15 protein-coding genes are annotated in these 21,874 nt (G+C 73.2%); 7 read left to right on the forward strand and 8 right to left on the reverse strand.

What is annotated here, in order from left to right; translation table 11 throughout:
• Position 1 precedes the first annotated feature (1 nt).
• The 3 genes from V2S66_RS12570 to V2S66_RS12580 all read left to right on the forward strand — a co-directional run bounded on the left by V2S66_RS12570 (position 2) and on the right by V2S66_RS12580 (position 2,886).
• On the forward strand, positions 2-922 hold the full coding sequence (locus V2S66_RS12570; protein WP_330794735.1) for a sugar phosphate isomerase/epimerase family protein: 921 nt from the start codon (positions 2-4) through the stop codon (positions 920-922).
• Between the two features lie 90 nt (positions 923-1,012).
• Entirely contained in the window at positions 1,013-1,759 is a 747-nt protein-coding gene (locus V2S66_RS12575; RefSeq protein ID WP_330794736.1) for a sugar phosphate isomerase/epimerase family protein, read from the forward strand.
• Positions 1,756-2,886 (forward strand): Gfo/Idh/MocA family protein, encoded by a 1,131-nt coding sequence (locus V2S66_RS12580; RefSeq protein ID WP_330794737.1) that lies wholly within the window; start codon positions 1,756-1,758, stop codon positions 2,884-2,886. The genes V2S66_RS12575 and V2S66_RS12580 overlap by 4 nt, the downstream gene beginning before the upstream one ends.
• A gap of 71 nt (positions 2,887-2,957) precedes the next feature.
• On the opposite strand, the gene V2S66_RS12585 is transcribed toward V2S66_RS12580, so the two are convergent.
• The gene (locus V2S66_RS12585) at positions 2,958-4,661 is read right to left on the reverse strand and encodes an ABC transporter family substrate-binding protein (RefSeq protein WP_330794738.1); all 1,704 of its coding nucleotides are present in this window, start codon (positions 4,659-4,661) and stop codon (positions 2,958-2,960) included.
• 241 nt (positions 4,662-4,902) lie between these two features.
• Here V2S66_RS12585 and V2S66_RS12590 point away from each other — a divergent pair, with 241 nt between their 5' ends.
• The 3 genes from V2S66_RS12590 (at position 4,903) to V2S66_RS12600 (ending at position 9,190) form a co-directional block, all read left to right on the forward strand.
• Positions 4,903-5,886 (forward strand): ABC transporter permease, encoded by a 984-nt coding sequence (locus tag V2S66_RS12590; protein ID WP_330794739.1) that lies wholly within the window; start codon positions 4,903-4,905, stop codon positions 5,884-5,886.
• Positions 5,887-5,912: 26 nt separating this feature from the next.
• A complete protein-coding gene (locus V2S66_RS12595; protein WP_330794740.1) occupies positions 5,913-6,944 on the forward strand; it encodes an ABC transporter permease in 1,032 nt (343 codons plus the stop codon).
• A 71-nt stretch (positions 6,945-7,015) separates the two neighbouring features.
• Positions 7,016-9,190: an ABC transporter ATP-binding protein gene (locus V2S66_RS12600; protein WP_413966383.1), complete on the forward strand. Its 2,175-nt coding sequence runs from the start codon at positions 7,016-7,018 to the stop codon at positions 9,188-9,190.
• Positions 9,191-9,320: 130 nt separating this feature from the next.
• Here the strand turns inward: V2S66_RS12600 and V2S66_RS12605 are convergent, their stop codons facing one another.
• From V2S66_RS12605 to V2S66_RS12635, 7 genes are all read right to left on the reverse strand, one after another.
• Entirely contained in the window at positions 9,321-11,570 is a 2,250-nt protein-coding gene (locus V2S66_RS12605) for an RICIN domain-containing protein (RefSeq protein ID WP_330794741.1), read from the reverse strand.
• A gap of 200 nt (positions 11,571-11,770) precedes the next feature.
• Positions 11,771-12,607, reverse strand: a complete 837-nt coding sequence (locus tag V2S66_RS12610; RefSeq protein ID WP_330794742.1) for an undecaprenyl-diphosphate phosphatase — start codon at positions 12,605-12,607, stop codon at positions 11,771-11,773.
• A gap of 156 nt (positions 12,608-12,763) precedes the next feature.
• A complete protein-coding gene (locus tag V2S66_RS12615) occupies positions 12,764-14,317 on the reverse strand; it encodes a glycosyl hydrolase family 18 protein (protein WP_330794743.1) in 1,554 nt (517 codons plus the stop codon).
• Positions 14,318-14,507: 190 nt separating this feature from the next.
• Positions 14,508-15,890, reverse strand: coding sequence for a S53 family peptidase (locus tag V2S66_RS12620; RefSeq protein WP_330794744.1), 1,383 nt, complete (start codon positions 15,888-15,890; stop codon positions 14,508-14,510).
• A 199-nt stretch (positions 15,891-16,089) separates the two neighbouring features.
• Positions 16,090-16,995 carry an ABC transporter permease gene (locus tag V2S66_RS12625; RefSeq protein WP_413966376.1) on the reverse strand — a complete coding sequence of 302 codons (906 nt, stop codon included), beginning with the start codon at positions 16,993-16,995 and terminating at the stop codon, positions 16,090-16,092.
• Positions 16,992-19,793, reverse strand: coding sequence for an alpha/beta fold hydrolase (locus V2S66_RS12630; protein WP_413966377.1), 2,802 nt, complete (start codon positions 19,791-19,793; stop codon positions 16,992-16,994). Before V2S66_RS12630 ends, V2S66_RS12625 begins: the two co-directional genes overlap by 4 nt.
• Before the next feature lie 488 nt (positions 19,794-20,281).
• On the reverse strand, positions 20,282-20,884 hold the full coding sequence (locus V2S66_RS12635) for an LAETG motif-containing sortase-dependent surface protein (RefSeq protein ID WP_330794745.1): 603 nt from the start codon (positions 20,882-20,884) through the stop codon (positions 20,282-20,284).
• A gap of 227 nt (positions 20,885-21,111) precedes the next feature.
• Here V2S66_RS12635 and V2S66_RS12640 point away from each other — a divergent pair, with 227 nt between their 5' ends.
• Complete coding sequence (locus V2S66_RS12640) at positions 21,112-21,795, forward strand: hypothetical protein (protein ID WP_330794746.1); 684 nt, start codon at positions 21,112-21,114, stop codon at positions 21,793-21,795.
• The last annotated feature ends 79 nt before the right edge of the window (positions 21,796-21,874 follow it).

A 21,874-nucleotide genomic window follows, 5' to 3' on the forward strand; every position in this document is an offset into this window, starting at 1 on the left:
CATGAAGCTGGGCTTCCTGACCGCCTGCCTTCCGCAACTGCCGCTCGACGAGATCGCCGCCTGGGCGGCCGCGCACGACTACGAGGCGCTGGAGGTGGCCACCTGGCCGTCCACCGGCTCCCGGGACTTCGAGGCGAGCCACATCGACGTGGCGGACTTCGGCGAGCGGCAGGCCGACGGCGTGCGCGCCCTCTTCGACAAGCACGGCCTGACGCTGTCCTCGCTGGCGTACTACGAGAACAACCTGCACCCCGACGAGGACCGCAGGTCGCAGATCGCCGCCCATGTGCGGGCCAACGTGGACGCGGCCCGGCTGCTGGGCGTCGACTACGTCGGCACGTTCGTCGGCCGGCATCCGGGCCTGTCGGTCAAGGAGAACATCGCGCTGGCCGAGCGCGTGCTGCCGCCGCTGGTGGAGTACGCCGGCGAGCGCGGCGTGAAGATCATCATCGAGAACTGCGTGATGGAGGGCTGGCACCCGGACGGCTACCCGGGCAACCTGGCCTACTCCCCCGAGCTGTGGGAGTGGATGTTCGGCCTCGGCCTCTACCTCAACTACGACCCGTCGCACCTGCTGTGGCTCGGCATCGACCCGGTCGCCGCGCTGCGGCCGTACGTGGACCGCATCCCGCACGCCCAGGCCAAGGACGCCCAGCTCGACCCGCGCGCCCGGGACCGGTACGGCTTCTTCGGCCGCACGGTCGAGCGCGCCGACGGCTGGGACAGCGGCTGGTGGCGCTACCGGGTGCCCGGCCTCGGGGACGTCGACTGGCGCCGGATCGTCGACACGCTCTACGAGGGCGGCTTCACCGGGGTGCTCTCGGTGGAGCACGAGGACCCGGTCTGGAGCGGCGACGTCGAGCGCGTCACCCAGGGCCTGGAGATCGCCCACCGCACCCTGCGTCCGCTCATCGTCGGCTAGGCCGCCGACCCGACCGGCACCGCCGCCGCCCCGACCGGTGCTCCACCCGCACCCGCCGTACACCTCGCCGTACTTGGAGGCATCGCTCCGATGGCCACACCCCTGAGCATCCAGCTCTACACCCTCCGGGACCAGATCGCCGCCGACCGCGACGGCACCCTGACCCGGCTCGCCGAGATCGGCTACCGGTCGGTCGAGGCGTACGACCCGATGGCGGACCCGACCGGTTTCCGCAAGGTCGCCGACGCGCTGGGGATCAGCGTCTCCAGCACCCACGCGTACGCGCTGTTCAGCCAGGACGCGGGCGAGGTGTTCGACGCGGTCGCCACCATCGGCACCGACCTGGCGATCGTGCCGGGCGGCATCGAGCACGAGGAGTTCACCACCCTCGACGGCCTTCAGCGCACCGCGGACCTGCTCAACGGCTTCGCGGAGAAGGCCGCTTCGCGCGGCATCCGGATCGGCTACCACAACCACTGGTGGGAGATCGAGCCGCGCTTCGCGGGCCGCACCGCGCTGGAGGTGCTGGCCACGCTGGTCGCGCCCGAGGTCTTCCTGGAGGTCGACACCTACTGGGCGCAGGTCGGCGGCGCCGACGTGCCGGAGCTGCTGGGCCGGCTCGGCGGCAAGGTGCTGGCGCTGCACGTCAAGGACGGCCCCGGGGTCAGGGACGAGCCGCACGTCGCGGTCGGCGCGGGGGTCATCGACGTGCCGGCGATCCTGGCCGCCGCGCCGGACGCGCTGCGGATCGTCGAGCTGGACTCCTGCGCGACGGACGTCTTCGACGCGGTCGCCGCGTCGCACGCGTACCTGACCGCGCTGGAGGGCCGCTCATGACCGGCGGGCCGGTCGGCGTCGCCCTGGTCGGCGCCGGGGTGATCAGCACCCAGTACCTGACCGCGCTGTCGGCCTTCCCCGACGTACGGGTGCTGGCCGTCGCGGACCTGGACACCGGGCGGGCGCGGGCGCAGGCCGAGGCGTACGGGGTGCCGGCCTCCGGCGACGTCGCGTCGGTGCTGGCGATCCCGGAGGTGGAGATCGTCGTCAATCTGACGATCCCGGCGGCGCACGCCGAGGTGGCGAGCGCCGCGCTCCAGGCGGGCAAGCACGTCTACGGCGAGAAGCCGCTGGCGCTGGCGCCCTCCGACGGCGCGAAGATCCTCGCCGAGGCCCAGTCGCGGGGACTGCGGGTCGGCAGCGCGCCGGACACCTTCCTCGGCGCGGGTCTGCAGTCCGCGGCGCGCGCGGTGCGGGCAGGGCTGATCGGCGAGCCGGTGAGCGTGACCGCGGTCACCCAGGGCCCGGGGCCGGAGAGCTGGCACCCCAGCCCGGAGTTCCTCTTCCAGTACGGCGCCGGGCCGCTGTTCGACATCGGCCCGTACTACCTGACCGCGCTGGTCGCGCTCCTCGGTCCGGTGACGCGGGTGGCGGCCAGCGCGCGGCAGGCGCGCGCGCGGCGGGTGATCGGGTCGGGGCCGAAGGCGGGGACGTCCTTCGCGGTCGAGGTGCCGACGCACGTGCACGCGCTGCTGGACTTCGCGAGCGGGCCGAGCGCGTCGGCGACCTTCAGCTTCGACTCCGCGGCGCCGCGGCGGATGATCGAGATCACCGGCACCGAGGGCACGCTGTCGCTGCCCGACCCGAACACCTTCGGCGGTCCGCTGCGGATCAGGGCGTTCACCGACCCGGCCGTGGACGACGCGGACTCCGGCGACGGCTGGCGCGAGCTGCCGGTGACCGGGACGACCGCGGGACGCGGGATCGGCGTGCTGGACATGGCCCGCGCCCTCCGGTCCGGCGCCCCGCACCGGGCGTCCGGCGAACTGGCCCAGCACGTGCTGGAGTTGATGACCACGGTGACGGACTCGGCGGAGCGGCACGGCTTCGTCGGCCTGGAGTCGCACGCCCCGGCGGTGGAGACGCTGCCGGCGGACTGGGACCCGGTGGCGGCGACCCTGACCTGACCGGGGTCCGCCACCACCGCACGCCCGGCCGGCCCACCCGTGGGGGGATGGGTCGGCCGGGTCTCTCCCCGTCAGCGCACGTAGCCGGTGTTGACGTACTGGTCGGCGTCGAGCATGCCCCAGGAGCCCTCGTTGACGAGCTTCCTGGTCACCGCGTGCAGGGACGGCGTCTGGAACAGCGGGAAGTAGTTCGCGAGCGCCCACAGCTCCTGGTCGGCCTGGTTGTACAGGGCCTGCGCGCGCGCCGGGTCGGTCTGCTCCGCGGCCTGCTGCATGGTCGCGTCGAGCCGGTCGGTGCCGATCTCGCCGTAGTTCTCGTAGACGTTGCCCTTCACGGGTTTCTGGTAGTCCGGAATGGATTGCGACGCGAAGACCTGATCGACCTCGCGGAAGACGGTCAGGTCGTATTTGCCGACGTTCACGTACTTTTCGAAGAAGTCGTTGGCGGGTACTGATTGAATATCCACATTCACACCGATACGACTCAACATGCTCTTGACGATCTGCGCTTCCTGTGACGCGGTGCTGCTGCCGCCGGAGATCACGTAGCGCAGGGTCAGCTTCCGGCCCTTGGCGTCGGTCCGCGGTGTGCCCGCCCCGTTGTCCTTCCAGCCGTCCTGGTCCAGCAGCCTGCCGGCCAGCGCCTGGTCGAAGGCGCCGTAACTGCCGGAGTTGTCGTGGTAGCCGGCCTGGGCGGGCATGTAGAAGTGGTTGTTCAGCAGCGGCGGCGTGAAGGGCAGCCCGGAGCCGGCGATCTTGGCCAGCGCCTCGCGGTCGACGGCGTGCTGGAGCGCCTGGCGCAGCTTCTGGTCGGCGAGCAGGCCCTGGTTGCTGAAGGACATGATCGTCTGGTCCCAGCGCGAGCCGGTGCGGATGTCGGCGCCGGGCGCCTTGGAGAGCGACTTGTACTCGTCGGGCGTGCCGGCGCCGGTGACGTCGATCTCGTGGTTGAGGAAGGCGTCGGTCATCGCGTCGCCGCTCATCGCGCGGGCGACGAGCCGGTCGAGCTTGGGCCGGGTGCCCCAGTACGCCGGGTCGGGCACCATCGTCACGGTCTGCGTGGTCTTGTTCATCGGGCCGAACTTCCAGGGGCCCGCGGTGATCGGCGGCTTGGCCTGCCAGCCCTTGTTGAACTTCTCCGGGGTGTCCGCGGCGGCCGCCGGTATCAGCGGGTCGAACAGCTGCTGCCAGGAGCCGAACGGCCGGCCGAAGGTGACCACCACCTGCTGGTCGTTCGCGCCGCGGCGCACGTCGGTGATCTGGCTGTAGCCGGTCGAGGTGGTGATCAGGTACGCCGGCTCGCTGCCGTCGAGGTCCTGCCACTGCTGCCGGAAGTCCTTCCAGCCGATCGGCGTGCCGTCGGACCACTTCGCCTTCGGGTTCAGGGTGTAGGTGACCTGCTGGTGCGGCGAGGTGGCGGTGACGGACGCCGAGACCAGCAGGTCGGGATTGGCGTGCGGGGTGCCCTGGGCGTCGGTCCTGAACGGGTCGGGCAGCGTCAGTTCGGCGAGCCACGCGCCGTCGCCCTGCGCGCCGTCGACCTGGTACGGGTTGTACTGGTCGATCCACTGGTCGATGGCCAGCGTCTCGGTGCCGCCCTGCACGACCTTCGCACGCGCGGTCAGCGCGACGCCGGAGGAGCCCACCGCGGGAGCGGCGGAGTGGCCGGAGTGCGCGCGGGAGTCCTTGCCGGAGGAACCGCAACCGGTGGCCGCCAGGGCGAGGCCGACGACGGCGGCGGACAGGGCGGTGAGGCGTCGCTGCTGGCTTGGCACGTGGCTGCTCCCGGTGGGGGACGTCGAGGAACGGCGGCGCCGCCCGGTCGGCAGCTCCGCCTGGTGAAGAGGCCGATTCAACGTAGGCACCACCGGCCCCTCCCGCCTAGCTGGGACGCGTTATTTCATATCGCGTTCATACCGCGGAGACAATAGGGCCGGACGCCGCTCGCGCCCTCTCGCAATTCCCCTGGGCCTGCTACGTTTCCGCCGAATACGCCAGGGGAAAGGAGTGGGTGCGATGCTCGCGTTCGCCGGACGGCGGCTGGGCTATTACGCCGTGCTGCTGGTCGTCGCCACGTTTCTGTCGTACCTGCTCGCGGCCACCGCGCTGGCGCCGCGCGGCTACTTCGAGGCCAAGCAGCCGCGGCCTGCGGCGGCCTCCGTGGACCGCGAGTTGACGCATCTGGGCATCAACGACCACACCCCGGTGACCGAGCGCTTCGGCGACTGGGCGGGCCGCGCCCTCCACGGCGACCTGGGCAGGACCATCGACGACACCTCGGTGAACGACGAGTTCGGCCGCCGGATCGGGGTGAGCCTGCGGCTGCTGCTGGTCGGCACGCTGGTGGGCACCGGGGCGGGGATCCTGGTCGGCGCCTGGGGCGCGGTCCGGCAGTACCGGGCCTCCGACCGGATCGTGACCGTGCTGTCGTTCGTGGTGCTGTCGATGCCGACCTTCCTGATCGCGGTGCTGCTGAAGATCGGCGCGATCAAGCTCAACTCGCTACTGGGGTACGACCTGTTGCAGTTCACCGGCCAGTCCACGCCGGACCTGACCGGCGGGCCGCTCGCCCATCTGCGCGACGACGCCGTGCACCTGGTGCTCCCGACGCTCGCCATCGCGCTGGGCACGATCGCCGCCTACAGCCGCTACCAGCGCAGCACCATGCTCGACGTGCTCGGCTCGGACTACGTGCGGGCCGCGATGGCGCGCGGGCTGACCCGGCGCCGCGCGCTGCTCAAACACGGCCTGCGCGTCGCGCTGATCCCGATGTCGACGTTCTTCGCGTACGGCTTCCTGGGGCTGTTCACCGGCGCGACCTTCACCGAGAAGATCTTCGGCTGGCACGGCATGGGCGAGTGGTTCATCGACTCCATCGACCGCAGCGACGTCAACGCGGTCGTCGCGGTCAACATCTTCACCGCGGTGCTGGTGCTGATGTCCGGCCTGCTCGCCGACGTGCTGCACGCCGCGCTCGACCCCCGTGTCCGGCAGTCCTGACGCGCCTCAGAGAGGGAACGCCCCCGATGACCCTGCCCCCCGAACTCCTCGTCGCCGACGTGCCGCAGGCGCCGCCGCCGGTGGCGACCGGCCGCGACCGCCGCGGCGCCGGCCGGGTCCGCGTGGTGCTCCGGCGCTTCCTGGCCAACCGCGGCGCCGCCGCGGGCGCGCTGGTGATCCTGGCCCTGTTCGTCCTGGCCTTCGCGGGACCGCATCTGACGCGGTGGTCGTACGCGTCGGTGGACTACGAGGCCATCCGCACCCCGCCGGGCGCCGCGCACTGGTGGGGCACCAACGCCATCGGCCAGGACGTCTTCGCGCAGACCGTCAGGGGGTTGCAGAAGTCGCTGCTGATCGGGCTGCTGGTGGCGCTGTTCTCCACCGGCGCGGCCTCCCTGGTGGGGGCCTGCGCCGGGTACTTCGGGGGCTGGACCGACCGGGTGCTGATGTTCCTGGTGGACCTGCTGCTGGTCTTCCCCGGCTTCCTGGTCATCGCGATCGTCTCGCCGCGGCTGAAGTCGGCCGGCTGGATCGCCTTCGTCGGGCTGCTGGCGCTCTTCGGCTGGATGATCACCGCGCGGGTGGTCCGCTCGATGACGCTGTCGCTGCGCGACCGGGACTTCGTGCGCGCCGCGCGCTTCATGGGCCTGCACCCGTTCCGGGTGATCGTCCGTCACATCCTGCCGAACGTCGCGTCGTTCCTGATCATCGACGCCACCATCCAGGTCGGCGGCGCGGTGATGAGCGAGACGGGCCTGTCGTACTTCGGCTTCGGCGTGCAGCCGCCCGACGTGTCGCTCGGCACGCTCATCGCGGACGGCACCAACTCGGCGCTGACCTTCCCGTGGATGTTCTTCTTCGCGGCCGGGCTGCTGGTGGTGTTCGTGCTCGCGGTGAACCTGGTCGGCGACGGCCTGCGCGACGCGCTGGACCCGACGTCCGACCGCGCCCGGCGGCGCGCGCGGCGCCGGACCCGCCGCGCCGCCGGCCGGACCGGGGCCGCGGAGGCGGCCGGGGCCGCCGGCGCGGGCGACGACCGGGCGGAGGCGACCGCGTGAGCCGCCCCGACGCCCTGCCGGGGCCGCGCGCCGCGCAGCCGGCCGGCGCGGCGCTGCCCAGCGCGCCGCCGCTGCTGCGGGTGCGGGACCTGCGGGTGGAGTTCGCGGCGCGCGGCGGCGGCCGGCGGGCCGCGGCGGTGCCCGCGGTGCGCGGCGTGGACCTGGACCTGGCGCGCGGCGAAGTGCTGGGCCTGGTCGGCGAGTCGGGCTCGGGCAAGTCGGTGACCGCGCTGGCGCTGACCGGTCTGCTGGGCGCCGACGCACGGGTCTCCGGCTCGGTGCTGCTCGGCGGCACGCAGGTGGTCGGCGCCTCGGACGGCGCGATGGCCAGGCTGCGCGGCAGCCGGATCTCGATGGTCTTCCAGGACTCGCTCTCCGCGTTCACCCCCGTCTACCGGATCGGCGACCAGATCGCCGAGACCGTACGGGCGCACCGCGGCCTGTCCCGCCGGCAGGCCCGCGACCGGGCGGTGGAGCTGCTGGACCTGGTGGGCATCCCGGAGCCCCGGCTGCGGGCGGACGCCTACCCGCACGAGTTCTCCGGCGGCATGCGGCAGCGCGCGATGATCGCCGCCGCGATCGCCAACGACCCCGACCTGATCCTGGCCGACGAGCCGACCACCGCGCTGGACGTCACCATCCAGGCGCAGGTGCTGGACGTGCTGCGCACCGCGCGCCGCGAGACCGGGGCCGCGCTGCTCTTCGTCAGCCACGACCTCGGCGTCGTCGCCGGCTTCGCCGACCGGGTCGCGGTGATGTACGCGGGCCGGGTGGTGGAGACGGCCCCGGTCGACGAGTTGTTCGCGCGGCCCCGGATGCCGTACACGCTCGGGCTGATCGGCGCGGTGCCGCGGCTGGACGCCCCGGACGGCGCCGCGACCGGGACCGCCGGGTCCGCGGGGGGCACGGGCGTCGCGGCCCTGGTCCCGATACCGGGGTCGCCGCCGCCGATGGCCGCGCTCGCCGGGGGCTGCCCGTTCGCCGCGCGCTGCCCGCTCACCCGGGACGCGTGCCGCGACGCGGAGCCCGCGTTGGCGCCGCTGCCCGCTGGGCCCGGCGGCGGGCCCGCCGCGGCTGCGCCCGCGCCCGGCCCCGACTCCCCCGGCGGCGGCCCGCACCTGGTCGCGTGCGTGCGGGCCGGCGAGACCGCAGGGCTCGCGCCGCAGGACGTCTTCCCCGTCCCGGCGCTGCCGCCGGCGCCGGGCACGGCCCGGCCCCGGGCGGAGCGCGCGCCGATCCTGCACGTCGAGGGGCTGGTGCGGACCTTCCGGCTGACCAAGGGCACGGTGGTGAAGCGCACGGTGGGCGCGGTGTACGCGGCGGACGGCGTGGACCTGGACATCCGGGAGGGCGAGACGCTGGGCCTGGTCGGCGAGTCGGGGTCCGGCAAGAGCACCACGCTCTTCGAGCTGTTCCGCGACGGCGGGCCCGAGGAGGGCACCGTCACGCTGCTGGGCGAGCCGCTCGGGGGCGCGGCGCGCGGCGGCGGCCGGCGGGCGGTGCGCGAGGCCCGCGGCCGGGTGCAGATCGTCTTCCAGGACCCGACCGGCAGCCTCGATCCGCGGATGACGATCGCCGACATCATCGCCGAGCCGATGCGCGCGCGGCGCATGCCGCGGGAGGAGATCGAGGCCCGGGTGCCGCGGCTGCTGCGCCAGGTCGGTCTGGAGGAGGCGCACGCCGGGCGCTTCCCGCACGAGTTCTCCGGCGGGCAGCGCCAGCGCATCGGCATCGCGCGGGCGGTGTCGACCTCACCGCGGCTGGTCGTGCTGGACGAGCCGGTGTCCGCGCTCGACGTGTCGGTGCAGGCCGGGGTGCTCAACCTGCTGCAGCGGCTGAAGGCGGAAATGGGCCTGGCCTACCTGTTCGTGTCGCACGACCTGTCGGTGGTGCGGCATGTCGCGGACCGGGTGAGCGTGATGTACCTGGGCCGTACGGTCGAGGCCGGCGACGTGGCCTCGGTCTTCGCCCGCCCCCGGCATCCGTACACCCAGGCGCTGCTGTCGGCGGTGCCGATCCCCGATCCGGCGCGGGAGCGGGCCAGGACGCGCATCCTGCTCGCGGGCGACCCGCCGAGCCCGACGCGTCGGCACACCGGGTGCCGGTTCCGCGCCCGCTGCCCGCTCCTGCCGTCGCTGGACGCCGGGCAGCGGGCCCGGTGCGCCGAGCAGGTCCCGGCGCTCGCGCCGCACGGCCCGGACCACGTCGCCGCCTGCCACTGGGCACGGGAGCGCCCGGTGGTGTGAGGGGCGGCGGCACGTGGCACGGGTGAGGGGCCGGCCGACGGGATGCGCCCCCTGGGCCGGCCGGCCCCCGCTCTCGGTGTTGCGTTGCCGCGTCCTCGCCGCCGGGCCGGTGGGCCCGGCGGCGCGGCCGCTACGGGTAGCTGGTCAGGGTCTCGTGGTTGTGGCTCGCCGTCACCGCGGCGCCCGAGGTGTCGATGATGTGGTTGATGTTGCCCGCGCCGCCCAGGACGGTGGTGACCATGTCGTGGAACTTCACCCCGGCGGTGGTCGGCGCCTCGATGGCGTGGCCGAGGACCAGGCTCGGGTGGTCGCGCAGGTAGGCGTAGACGCCGACGCCCCACGCCTCGTGCGTGGTCACCGTGTTGGCGACCTTGTAGGAGGCGTAGCCGAGGTCGCCGCCGGTGGTGGTCCAACTGCCCTGGTCGGGCACGTCGTACGGCGTCTCGCTCTGGTAGAAGTAGGTGCGGCCGCCGTTGCCGTTCCAGGTGGTCTGGTACTTCTCGTAGTGCTCGACCGCCAGGCCGTACATGGTGACGTTGGCGCCGTTGACGATCAGGCCCTGTGCGGCCGGGTTGGTGTTCCAGCCGACGCCGTTGGAGTGGTCGCCGCGCCAGAGCCACAGGTCGTCGCCGATGACGTTGGCGCTGTTGACCACCAGGGTGGTGGTGGCCTTGCCCGCGATGTCGCCGCCGACGCGGAAGAACACGTCCTGCAGGACGGTCGGGTCCGCGGCGTGCGAGGCCGTCGCGCCGGCCGGGCCGATCTGCATCAGCGTCGCGGAGTTGGTGGTGTTCGCGCTGATCAGCAGGCCCGCGATGTCGATGCCGTCGACGTCGGCGGTGGTGATCGCGGTGACGCCGTTGTCCGGTACCAGGGTGGCCAGGCCGAGGCCCAGCACGACCGTGCCGGGCCGGGTGATGTTCAGCGGCGCGGACAGGTGGTAGACGCCCGGGGTGATGATCAGGTTCTTGCCCGCGGCGAGCGCGGCGTTGATCGTGGTGGCGGTGTCACCGGACTTGACGATGGAGAACTGGTCGATCGGGATGGAGGTGCCGGCCGGCGTGCCGTTGGTCCAGTCGGGGCCCTGCGCGTTGGTGCGCAGCGCCGGGTTGAACACCTGCCAGTTGCCGGAGCCGTCCACGTAGAGGAACGGCTTCTCCTTGGTCGTCGGGCTCTGCGCGACGGTGGTGTAGGGCGCGTTGGGGAAGGTGTTGCCGGGCGCGCCGGTGTCGCCGACGAAGACCATGTTCCAGTTGCTGCCGGACCAGCCGCCCATGGCGGTGTCCTTGGTGAGGTACTGCTGCTGGGTGCCGGAGCTGATCGTGCCGGAGATCCGGGAGTCGCCGATGTAGCCGCCGCTCGACCAGTTGGACGAGGTGCCGTGCGTGTTGTCGTAGAGCAGCATGCCGCCGTGCACGTCCATCCGGCGGAACGGGTCGGCCTGGGAGGCGGCCCACATGGTGCTGCCGGAGCTGGGGCTGACCGACATGTTCTCCGCGTCGCGCCAGAAGATCTGGGTGGCGTTGCCGTCGCTGGTGTGCCCGGCCACGTGCACGCCGCCGCCGGTGATGGACACCTGGTCGGGTGACAGGCCGAGGCCGGCGACCTGGGTGTTGTAGCCGACCGGGACGTCCACGTTGTACGTGCCGGGGGTGAACAGCAGGGCGTTGCGCTGCGTGCCGAACTCGTTGCCGACCTGCGCGTTGTAGACCGAGTTGATCTTCGACTGGATGGTGGAAGCCGACATCGACGGGTCGAACACGGAGACGTTGGGACCGAAGTCCGGCGTGTTGGGGTTGGTCGGCGGGGTCGTGGTGCCGCCGCCGCTGCCGCTGACGTCGAACGACTGCGCGGCGGTGCCGTTGCAGGTGTACTGCTCCAGCTGGACGCTGTCCGCGGTGGACGCGCCGGGCACGTCGAGGCACTTGCCGCTGTTGCGGTTGACGAAGTGGAAGGCGCCCGAGGACTCGGCGACCGGCTGCCACTGCTGGTTGGCGCCGCCGCCGTACAGCCACAGCTGGGTGAGCGCGCCGTCCGCGGTGGACACGCCGGTCTCGTCCCAGACCTGGGCGGGCGCGGAGGCGACGCCGATCCGGTAGTAGCCGCTGTCGGTGGCGGTGAACTGCCAGGACTGGGCGGCGCTGCCGTTGCAGGCGTACTGCTGGACGGCGGTGCCGTTGGCGGTGGCGGCGGCGCGGGCGTCCACGCACTTGCCGCTGCCCGCGTTGGTGACGGTGGCCGGCGCGGTGGGGACCGTCGCGGCGCCGGCGTCCCGTGCGGTGACCAGGGCGATGCCGACGGATGCCGGAAGCAGGAGAGCCGCCGCGAGGGCGGCCGTCCGTCTGCGGCGACGGGTGGTGCCGGGGGGTGTTCCGGGCATGGGGGGGACCTGGATCACGCGTGTCTCCTCGGTCGCGTTGTGGGGTCGCGATGCGGTCTGGACGCTAGGGGCCGACTGTCGGGGAGTCAATACACATCAAAAAATAAGTCGTGAACTATGAGGCGGCACGGGGTGCGCAAAAGGGGCCCGGCCGTCAAGGCCGAGCCCCTCACCTGCGGTTGTGCCTGCGGCGGTGCGCCTCAGGAGTCGAGCACATTGGTCGACAGCAGCCCGATCAGGACCAGTCCGACCACGATCCGGTACACCACGAAGGAGTTGAAGGAGTGCTTCGCGACGAAGCGCAGCAGCCAGGCGATGGAGGCGTACGCGATCACGAAGGAGACCAGCGTGCCGACGGCGAGCGCGGGCATGCCGACGCCCCCGCTGGTGGCGTCCTTCAGCTCGTACAGGCCGGCGCCGGTGAGCGCGGGCAGCCCGAGGAAGAACGACAGCCGGGTGGCGGCGGTCCTGTCCAGGTCGCGGACCAGCGCGGTGGAGATGGTCGCGCCGGACCGGGAGAACCCGGGGAAGAGCAGGGCGAGGATCTGCGAGGTGCCGACCAGCATGGCGTCCTTCATGGTGACGTCCGGCTCGCCGCGCTTGAAGCGCGCCATCTGCTCGGCGCACCACATGACGACGCTGCCGCCGATCAGCGAGAAGGCGACCACCCACAGCGAACCGAGCGGTCCGTCGATGAGCGGCTTGGCGGCCAGGCCGACGATCACGATCGGGATCGTGGCGTAGATCACCCACCAGGTGAACTTGTAGTCGTGGTTGTCGCGCTCCCCTTTGTCCGTCAGCCCGCGCAGCCACGCGGTGACGAACCGCATGATGTCCTTGAAGAAGTAGACGAACACCGCGGCGATGGCGCCCACCTGGATCACCGCGGTGAAGCCGACGACGGCGTCGTCGTCCACCGGGATGTTCATCAGCCCTTCGACCATCTTCAGATGCCCGGTCGAGGAGACCGGCAGGAACTCGGTCACTCCTTCGACGATGCCGAGAACGACGGCCTGGCCGACGCCGATGACGCTCATTGGGTGGTCCCGTCCCCTGGTCTGCCGGTGATCACCCCGGCCCGCTCCGACTACATGTTCGTAGACGTCGGGTGAGACTTTAGAGGATCGGCGGCCGGGCCCCGAATCCGGGGCCCGGCCGCCTGGGGGACCTGTGCCGTGGTCCGGGCGCCGGGATCAGCAGGCGCCGAGGTCCTGCCAGACACCCCATTCACCGGTGGTTCCGGGCGTCTCGCCGGTGGTCCACCACTTGGCCTTCCAGGTGTGGCCGCCGTAGGAGACGGTGTTGCCGCCCACGTAGACCGCGGTGGAGCTCCAGGGCGCGGCCGTGCAGGAGGTGGTGCCGCCGGTGACGGTCAGCGTGTAGGTGGCGCTGTGGCGGGTCGAGCCGGCGGTCCCGGTGACGGTCAGCGCGTAGCTGCCGGAGACCGCGGCCGAGGTGGTGGAGACCGTCAGCGTGGCGCTGCCGCCGGCGCTGACCGAGCCGGGGCTGACCGAGGCGGTCACACCGGCCGGGGCGCCGCTGACCGCGAGGCTCACCGACTGGGCCGAGCCCGCGGTGACCGCGGTGCGCACGCTGGAGGTGGTGGACTTGCCGGCCTGGACCGAGCCGGAGGCCGGCGAGAGCGACACCGAGAAGTCGTTGGCCGGGGGCGGGGTGGTGGTGCCGCCGCCGGTGAACGGCTCGAAGGTGTGGCTGAACTGCCAGGTGCTCTGCGTGGTGCCGGAGCAGGTGTCGGAGCCGCCCTGGCCGGGGCAGCCGCCGTTGTCGCGCTGCAGCGCCCAGAAGGACAGGGTGTTGATGCCCTTGCTGACCGCCCAGTTGTAGACGGACGTGGCGTTGGCGGTGGTGAAGGTCTCGGCCGCGCCGAAGTCGTCGATGCCGGGCATCTCGGTGACGCCCACCGTGCCCCACAGCTGCGCGTCGGTCTTCGACGGGAAGAGCGTCTTGAGCTGGTCGTGCAGGCCCTGGGCGGCGGTCTGGGTGTCGTTCGCCATGTTGTGCGTGGCGTTGTCGTAGTAGTCGAACGTCATCAGGTTGACGACGTCGAGCTTGACCCCGTTGGAGATCGCGTTGCGCAGGATCGGCAGCGCGGAGCCGTCACCGAGGGTGCCGTCGGTCAGTCCGTGCGTGGTGGTGGGGAAGGTGTAGGAGAACTGCACCGAGCGGCCGTTGCTCGCCGCCCAGTCCTGCACCAGCTTCACCGCCTTGTTGCGGCGGTCCAGGCCGGCCGACTTGGTCAGCGAGTTGTCCTCGACGTCCAGGTCGATCCGGCTGACGTCGTAGGTCGTGATGACCTTCTCGTAGGCCGCCGCTATGGAGTTGACGTCGGTGCAGCTGTCGGCGATGTCGGTGCCGGCGTTGTCGGCCGCGTAGCCGCCGAAGGACGGGATGACGTCGCCGCCGCCGGCCTGGATGGTGTCGATGTCGGCGCCGAAGTTCGCCTGGGTGATCGGCATCGAGCTGTCGCCGTTCCAGTACGGCGTGCACGAGCCGGCCGAGGCGGTCTGCAGGAACGCCATGGTGAGGTACTTGTTGCCCGAGGCGGCGGCGAGCCCGGAGAGGCTGTCGCCGTTGTACGCCTCGAAGTAGGGGGCGAACACGTGGCTCGGCAGGGGGGTCGCCGCGTGGGCGGCGCCGGCGCCGGTCAGCGCCAGTCCGGCCGAGGCGGCGACGGTGGCGAGGCCGGTGAGTACGGCGCGGAGGGGTCTGCGAACGGGTCCGGTCATGGACCGCGCTCCCTTCGACGGTGGGGGCGTCAGCACGGGAGGCGTGCTGGTCTGGACCAATAGTGATGGTCTGGACCACCCAACTGTCAAGGGTCCTAACAGATATCGGGATCAGACCACTGGGGGCCCGCGGGTCACCGCCGCGCCGGGGAGGACGCGGCGGTGACCGCTCATGACCTGCGCCGCGAGGTCATCGACCCCAGCTGGTCAGGGCCAGCGCGGGGACGAACCGCGCCGCGTCCGGAGTGCCGACTCCGGTCGCCATGTCGTAGCCCTTCACCGCGGCGTAACCGGTGACGCCGTCGTACGAGTTGTTCGTACCGTCGGCGACGTCCACGATCCCGCCGAACCGGGCCGGGCCCTTGGAGAGCGCGTACAGGGCACTGTGGATGTCGCCCACCCGGTGGCCGCCGAGCTGGTCGGCCAGCGCCACGATGCCCGAGAAGAGCGGGCTCGCCTCGCTGGTGCCGCCGTAGACGTCCCAGCCGACCGCCGTCGGGTCGAAGCTGGAGTACACCCAGGCGCCGCCGTCCACCGCCGCGGACATCGAGATGTCCGGAGTGCCGCGCCGCGCGCCGACCACGGCGCGCACGCCGTTCTGGTACGACGGCCTGGCGAAGACGTGCGACTGGCCGCCGCCGCCCGCGCCGTAGTCGTTGTACACGCTGTCCGGGGCGGTGCGGTCGCCCGCGTCGTCCAGGTGCAGCTGGGTGCCGCCGATCGAGGTGACCAGCGGGTCGGAGGACGGCCAGGAGTTCACCGGGTACGGGTAGTCGGTGACGCCGTCGGCCATCGCGTCGGTGGCGCCGCCGTCACCGGAGGACGCCAGCACCGTGACGCCGTGCCGCCGCGCGTCCTCGAAGGCGTACCGCAGCTTCTGGATGCTGGAGAAGTCGCCCTTGTCGAAGCCGGGGAAGGTGTTCTCGGTGGCGCCGAAGCTCTGCGTGATGACGTCGCCGACCCCGTGGTCGACGAGCGCCCGCTCCGCGTCCATCATCTCCGGCAGGCCGGTGACGCCCTCGGTCTCGGCGACCCCGGTCTCCACCAGGACGATGTGCGCGTCCGGCGCGACGGCGTGGGCCATCTCGACGTCGAGCGTGCTCTCGCCCGCCCATCCGGTGTGGTCCGGGTCGGTCGGGTCGAACGGCGGCACATCACCCCACCTGACCACCTGCACCGTGGAGCTGGGGATGCCGAACTGGGCGCTGTAGACGTCGAGATCGTGCTGGATCGTCGGCGAGCCGAAGGAGTCCACGATCACGATGGTGCGGCCCTTGCCGGTCACCCCGGCCCGGTAGAGCGGCTTGAGGTCGTACGCCTGCCGGTACTGCAGCGGGGTGTAGCAGTTGATGCCCCACCTGGCCTGGCACTGCGCGGTGGTCAGCGGGCTGCTGACGCCGTGGACGAGGTGGTGCCCCGCCACCGCCGGCACCACCTTGACGGCGGGGGCCGCGTGGACGGGGGCGGCGATGGCCGCGCCCGTCGACGGTGCTGCTATCAGAGCGGCGACCGTGAGGGCGGTGGCCCCAGCCGCGGCGGCCACGGCACGCGGCCTTGGACGAGGTCTGCGCATGGACTCTCCTTGTGTGGAGGATCTCCTCGTGAGCTGTGCGACCGCACAGAGCGGTTGCAAGCGATCACATATGCAGATCATCCGCAGAACAAGGGAATGCGCCGTTCGCTGCCCCGTGCTTTACCCGGACGGCGCAACCTTGGCCCATTCATGGACATGACATTACTGTCTCCGGGGTGGACATCGGCGCGACAGCCCGTCAGGACACGATGTCCTTGGTCCTGAAGCCACGGAACGCGAGCGCGCCGAGCACCACCGCGTAGGACACCGACACCGAGGTGCCCTGCAGCATCCCGGTCCACTCCATCGTCGGCTGGACCGCGTCCGCCCAGGAGAACTGCCAGTGCGCGGGCAGCACGTCCCGCCACGAGCCGAGCGCGGTCACCGCGTCCAGCACGTTCCCGACGATGGTCAGGCCGACCGCGCCGCCGACCGCGCCGAGCGGCGCGTCGGTGACCGTCGACAGCCAGAACGCCAGCGCCGCGGTGACCAGCTGCCCCACGAAGATGTACGCCACCACGACGACCAGCCGGGGCAGCGCGCTGGCGGCGGGCAGCGCGCCCCCGGTGGGCAGTTCGAGGTCGCCCCAGCCGTAGGCGACCGTGCCCGCCGCGAGCGCGACGGCCGGCAGCAGCACGATCGCCGCCGCGCTGAACCCCAGCGCCACGGTGAGCTTCACGCCCAGCAGCCGGGCCCGCGGCACCGGCGCCGCCAGCAGGTAGCGCAGGCTCGCCCAGCCCGCCTCCGAGGCCACCGTGTCGCCGCAGAACAGCGCGACCGGCACCACCAGCACGAAGCCGGCCGAGACGAACAGACACGTCGCGGCGAAGTTCGGACCGGACGCGGTCGCGGTGTCGATCAGCGTCGGGCCGTTGCGCCCGCCGCCGTCCGGGGTGCCGCCGATCGCGAACGCCGCCATGAGGACGAACGGCAGCGCGGTCAGCAGCCCCGCCACGATCATCGTGCGGCGCCTGCGCAGCTGGCGGCGCGCCTCGACGCGCAGCCGCAGGGTGCGGCCCGGCCGGTAGCCGGGCGCGGTGCCGCCGGCGCCGGCGGGCGCGGCCGGGGGCGCGGGGACGGGCGCCGGGGCGGACGAGGCGGTCACGCCGGACCTCCGATCAGGGTCAGGAAGGCGTCCTCGAGACGTCGGTGCGGCCCCACCTGGGCCACCGCCACGTCCAGCCGGACCAGTTCTGCGACCAGCTGCGGCGCGGTCATGCCGTCGAGCACGGCGAGCAGCCCGTCCTCCTCGCGGACCGCGGTGGCCACCCCGGGCAGCGCCGCGACCTTGTCCACCAGGGTCTGCGGCAGCTCGCCCGCGACGCCGACCAGCACGGTGTCCGCGGAACCGACGATCTCCGCGACCGGGCCCGCGGTGACCAGCCGCCCGCGGTCCATGACCACCAGGTGCGAGCAGGTCTGCTCCACCTCGGACAGCAGATGGCTGGAGACGATCACCGTGCGGCCGCTCCCGGCGTAACGGATCATCACCTCGCGCATCTCCCGGATCTGCGGCGGGTCCAGGCCGTTCGTCGGCTCGTCGAGGATCAGCAGGTCGGGCAGGCCGAGCATGGCCTGCGCGATCGCCAGCCGCTGCCGCATGCCCTGCGAGTAGGTGCGCACCGCGCGCTCCAGCGCGTCGCCGAGCCCGGCGATCTCCAGCGCCTCGGCGAGGTGCGCGTCCTGCTCGGGCCGGCCGGTGGCCTGCCAGTACAGGTCGAGGTTGGCCCGGCCGGTCAGGTGCGGCAGGAAGCCCGCGCCCTCCACGAAGGCGCCGACCCTGGACAGCACCGGCGCGCCGGGCCTGACCGCCTCGCCGAAGACCCGGATCTCGCCCTCGTCGGGACGGATCAGGCCCATCAGCATCCGCAGCGTGGTCGTCTTGCCCGCGCCGTTCGGCCCGAGCAGGCCCAGCACCTGGCCGGGTTCGACCCGGAAGGACAGCTCCCGCACGGCGTAGCGGTCGGCGGACTTCGCATAGCGCTTGCTCAGCCCGCTGATCTGGAGCGGCACCGCGGCGAGCGCCGGGTCGGCGGGCAGCGGCCGCACCCGGCGGCGGCCGGTGAGCAGCAGCCCGGCCGCGACGGCCAGCGCGAACGGCGGCAGCGCCCACGCCCACCACGGCAGCGGGGCCGCGTCGGCCCGCAGCCCGGGGTCGGTCGGCAGCGCGACACCGGCGCCGGCGAGCGAGACGGTGTACGCGGCGGGCGCGGTGGGCGAGGCGTATCCCAGGTCGGTGGTGGCCAGCACCAGGGCCAGCCGGTGGCCTGCCGCGAACTGGTGGTCGATCGCGGGCAGCCGGACGCGCACCACGCGGCCCTGCGGCGCGCCGGCCACCCGGACCGGCGCGGCCAGCGAGGCGGGCAGCGTCTGCCGGCCGTCAGGCGCGACGTCGTACAGCTTGGCGAAGAGCACGGCGTCCGGCGCCGCGGTGGCCACCCGCACGTCCACCGAGGGGGCGCCGGTGACGGTGACGGCGCCGCGCAGCGCCGCCGACTCGAAGCGGGCGGACTGCCCGGGGAAGTCGACGGACAGGCTCGCACCGAGCGAGGACAGGCCGCTCAGCGCGCCCAGCCCCGGCACCGAGGAGATGGCGGGCGGCGCGCCGCCCGCCGGGTTGGCGATCCGCTGCCGTGAGCCGGTCAGCGCGAGATCGCGGCTGCGCGCGCCGGCCAGCCCCGGGTAGCCGTCGCCGCTCGCGCCGCGCAGCACGACGCTGCCGTCGGTGGAGTTCAGCCCGCCGGTGCGCGTCACCCGGAAGGCCGGGCCGGTACCGACACCGGTGCCGCCCTTCAGATAGCGGTCGAACCAGGTGGTGACCCGGCGGTCGATCCTGGCGTCCTCGGTGTCGCCGCCGTCGTGGCCGCCGGCGATCCAGTCCACCGCCACGGGCGCGCCGTTGGCGCGGAGCGCCTTGGCCATCGCGTCGGACTGGGCGAGGGTGAAGAGCGAGTCGCTCTGGCCCTGCACGATCAGCGCGGGCACCTTGATCCGCGAGGCGACGGCGGCCGGGCTGAGTGCGGTCAACCGCACCCTGGCCGCCGCGTCGGGCCGGCCGGACTGGGCGACGCGCTGGTAGAGCGCGCAGACGCCGGGGGCGAACCGCCCGCAGTCCTGGCCGCCGGCCGCCACGGTGCCTTCGGGCCGCGCGGCGGTTCCCGATGGCGCGGCGGTTCCGGACGGCGCGGTGGCGCCCGGCCGCGCGGTGGTTCCCGGCTGTGCGGCGGCCGCGCTCTCCAGCGGCACCGAGCCGGTGGAGAAGAAGATCCCGGACCAGAGCTTCTTGTAGACGTCGTCGGGGAACAGCGCGTCGGCGAGGTTCCAGTACGTCTCGCGGGGCGCGATCGCGTCGATGCGGCGGTCGTAGCCGGCGGCGAGCAGTGAGACCGCGCCGCCGTACGACACCCCGGTGACGCCGACCCGGGGGTCGCCCGGGGCGTCGAGCCGCACCTCGGGCCGCGCGGCCAGCCAGTCGACGAGCCGGCTGACGTCGGCGACCTCGCCGTCCCGCGCGTTGAGCCCGATGAGGCCGCCGGAGCGGCCGAAACCGCGTGCCGACCAGGTCAGCACCGCGTAGCCGTGCCGGGCGAGGGACTCCGCCTGGCCGCGCACGTCGTCCTTGCTGCCGCCGAAGCCGTGGCCGAGCAGCACGGCGGGCCTGCGGCCGGAGCCGCCCGCGGTGAAGTACGAGGTGTCCAGGCGCACACCGCCCGCGCCCGTGAGCATGGCGTCGCTGCGGTGGACCGCTCCCCCGCCGCCTGCCGCCGACGCGGCGCCCGCCACGACGACGCCCGCGACCAGTACGGCCAGCGCGCCCACGGCCGCCGGCCACCGCATGAGCCGGGCGCGGCCGGAGCGAGGCCGTCCCCCCGGCCGCCGCACCCGCGGCCATCGAAGATCCATCCCACGATCCTAGGGCGCGGGTCGGACACACCGGACAGCGGCGAGGGTTTCTCCGGGATTTCACAGAATGGGCGCGGCCCCGGACACCGAGCGGCCCTTCGGCGGCATGGCGCGGAGAAACGATCACCGGATGATCGTTTTCACCGTCCGGCATTCCACCGATGGACGGCCGGCGCCGCCGGCCGGACGTATTGACGGGGCGACATGTGGGGCGGCAGGGGAAAACCGTCCGGTCGCGCCGAATTCGCGCCACCGGAAGATCAGAAGACCGGAAGACCGGCGGCGGAATTCGGCCGCCGACGAAAGCGTCACGAAATGAGCCTGGATCGTGGCTGCGAACCGGGGCCGCGGACCGGACCGCCTGGCGCGGTCACGGAAAGCGGTCACGGAAAGCGGTCACGGAGCAGGGCCGGGACCGGCGCCGCCGGCGTGCTGCTCGGCGCCGGCCGGCGCGGTCCCGGCCCTGGTGGCCGGAGGCTCCGCGGAACTCAGCGGTGCGAGGAGGAACGGCGCTTGCGGGCGACCACGAGTGCTCCGGCGCCCACGACCACGGCCGCCGCGGCGATGCCGGCGATCATCGGGGTCGCGCTGGAGCTGCCGGTGTCGGCGAGCCCGCCGGAGGCCGGCGCGGAGGAGGTGGCCGCCACCGGAGCGGTGGTGGTCGCCGTCGGCGTGGGCGTGGTCGGCGGCGCGGTGGTGGGCGGGGTCGTGGGAGGCGCGGTGGTCGGGGGCGCCGTCGTGGGCGGTGTCGTCGTGGGGGGCGGCGGCGTGGTCGGCGGCTTCTCGCACACCGGGGAGGTCTTGGTCTCGTCCACGTTGTACTTCGCGTTGTCCCCGGCCTTGACGACCAGGTGCAGCTGGAGCGGGGTGTCGTGGGCGGGCAGCGACTCGTCGTAGGTGTAGGAGCCGCCGAAGTCCGGGTTGAAGGCGAGGACGCCCTCGCCGCCGACGATCTGCAGCGTCACCGAGTTGGTGGCCTGCTTGTCGTAGTCCTTCAGGTGCACGGAGACCGAGTTGCAGGTCACCGACCAGACGCTGTTGTGCGCGGAGGCGGGCACCGCGAAGACGCCGGCCGTCGCCAGCGCGGCCATTGCGCCGCCGGCTATGACGGCTGATCTTCCTCGGGTCCGGCGTGATCCGCTCATGATTCCTCCTCGTATTGCTGAACTGCCCCCGGGCGACTCCCGTTCGGGTGCTGGTGCGTAAGACCGGGACCGTACACCCGAGGTTGTACGGCCCCTTCGCCGGGTTCCTGCCTTATGCGTTCCGTAGCAATTGCGCACCGGCCCTGTCGGTGCCGGGAGTTACGCTCCACGGCATGACCAGAAGGCTTTCGCCCGCTCAGCGCAGGGCGGTGGGCGAGGCGGACCCGGCGACCGGGCGGTTGAGCGCGGCCGCGCGGGTCTGCTCGGCCCTGGCCGCCGCCGGGCTCGCGGTGCCGCACGGCCGCGGCGGCCACCACAGCTACTACCTGACCGCGGACGGGCGGCGGCTGCGCGATGCCCTGGCCGAGGGCGCGGCGGACGCGGCGGCGGACGCCGCCGAGCCGGGCACCACGCCGGGCGCGAGGTCCGGGCCCGCGGCCGGCTCCTTCCGCGCCGACGACGGCACCGGGAAGGACCCGGCGCCGCCCGCGGCGCAGCAGGCCCGGCGGGCCGCGGACGTCACCGCCGCGTGGGAGGGGCTGCTGCAGATCAGGGCGGTGCTGGCGGACGGGGTCACGGGGGTGCCGGCGCCCTGGGAGCGGGACCGGCAGGTGCACGCGGTGGCACTCGCGCTGGAGGCCGCGGGGTGCCCGCCGGCCCGGCCCGGCTCCCCCGGCTACCGGGTGACGCCCTCGGCGCACCAGGGCCTGGCGGAGGTCGGCTGGACCGAGCCGTCCTCGGCGGCCGCCGCGCTGGCCAAGTGCGCGGAGCTGCTCGCGGCGTTCGGCTGGCAGCCGACCACCCACAGGACCCGCGGCGGCGTCCCCTACCTGCTCACCTCCCCCGCGACCCGCTGAACCGCAGCGGGCGCGCGGCCGGCGGGCCGTCCCGCCGGGCCCGGGCCCCGGGACCTCCGCGACCCCGGGCCCCACCACC

The sequence above is a fragment of the Actinacidiphila polyblastidii genome (assembly GCF_036353415.1).
Taxonomy (GTDB): domain Bacteria; phylum Actinomycetota; class Actinomycetes; order Streptomycetales; family Streptomycetaceae; genus Actinacidiphila; species Actinacidiphila polyblastidii.

Bases quoted from the DNA above. Each gene is read 5' to 3' on its own strand.
- V2S66_RS12570 (WP_330794735.1), top strand. From the start codon at position 2: ATGAAGCTGGGCTTCCTGACCGCCTGCCTTCCGCAACTGCCGCTCGAC.
- V2S66_RS12575 (WP_330794736.1), top strand. From the start codon at position 1,013: ATGGCCACACCCCTGAGCATCCAGCTCTACACCCTCCGGGACCAGATC.
- V2S66_RS12580 (WP_330794737.1), top strand. From the start codon at position 1,756: ATGACCGGCGGGCCGGTCGGCGTCGCCCTGGTCGGCGCCGGGGTGATC.
- V2S66_RS12590 (WP_330794739.1), top strand. From the start codon at position 4,903: ATGCTCGCGTTCGCCGGACGGCGGCTGGGCTATTACGCCGTGCTGCTG.
- V2S66_RS12595 (WP_330794740.1), top strand. From the start codon at position 5,913: ATGACCCTGCCCCCCGAACTCCTCGTCGCCGACGTGCCGCAGGCGCCG.
- V2S66_RS12605 (WP_330794741.1), bottom strand. From the start codon at position 11,570: ATGCCCGGAACACCCCCCGGCACCACCCGTCGCCGCAGACGGACGGCC.
- V2S66_RS12610 (WP_330794742.1), bottom strand. From the start codon at position 12,607: ATGAGCGTCATCGGCGTCGGCCAGGCCGTCGTTCTCGGCATCGTCGAA.
- V2S66_RS12615 (WP_330794743.1), bottom strand. From the start codon at position 14,317: ATGACCGGACCCGTTCGCAGACCCCTCCGCGCCGTACTCACCGGCCTC.
- V2S66_RS12620 (WP_330794744.1), bottom strand. From the start codon at position 15,890: ATGCGCAGACCTCGTCCAAGGCCGCGTGCCGTGGCCGCCGCGGCTGGG.
- V2S66_RS12630 (WP_413966377.1), bottom strand. From the start codon at position 19,793: ATGGATCTTCGATGGCCGCGGGTGCGGCGGCCGGGGGGACGGCCTCGC.
- V2S66_RS12635 (WP_330794745.1), bottom strand. From the start codon at position 20,884: ATGGCCGCGCTGGCGACGGCCGGCGTCTTCGCGGTGCCCGCCTCCGCG.
- V2S66_RS12640 (WP_330794746.1), top strand. From the start codon at position 21,112: ATGACCAGAAGGCTTTCGCCCGCTCAGCGCAGGGCGGTGGGCGAGGCG.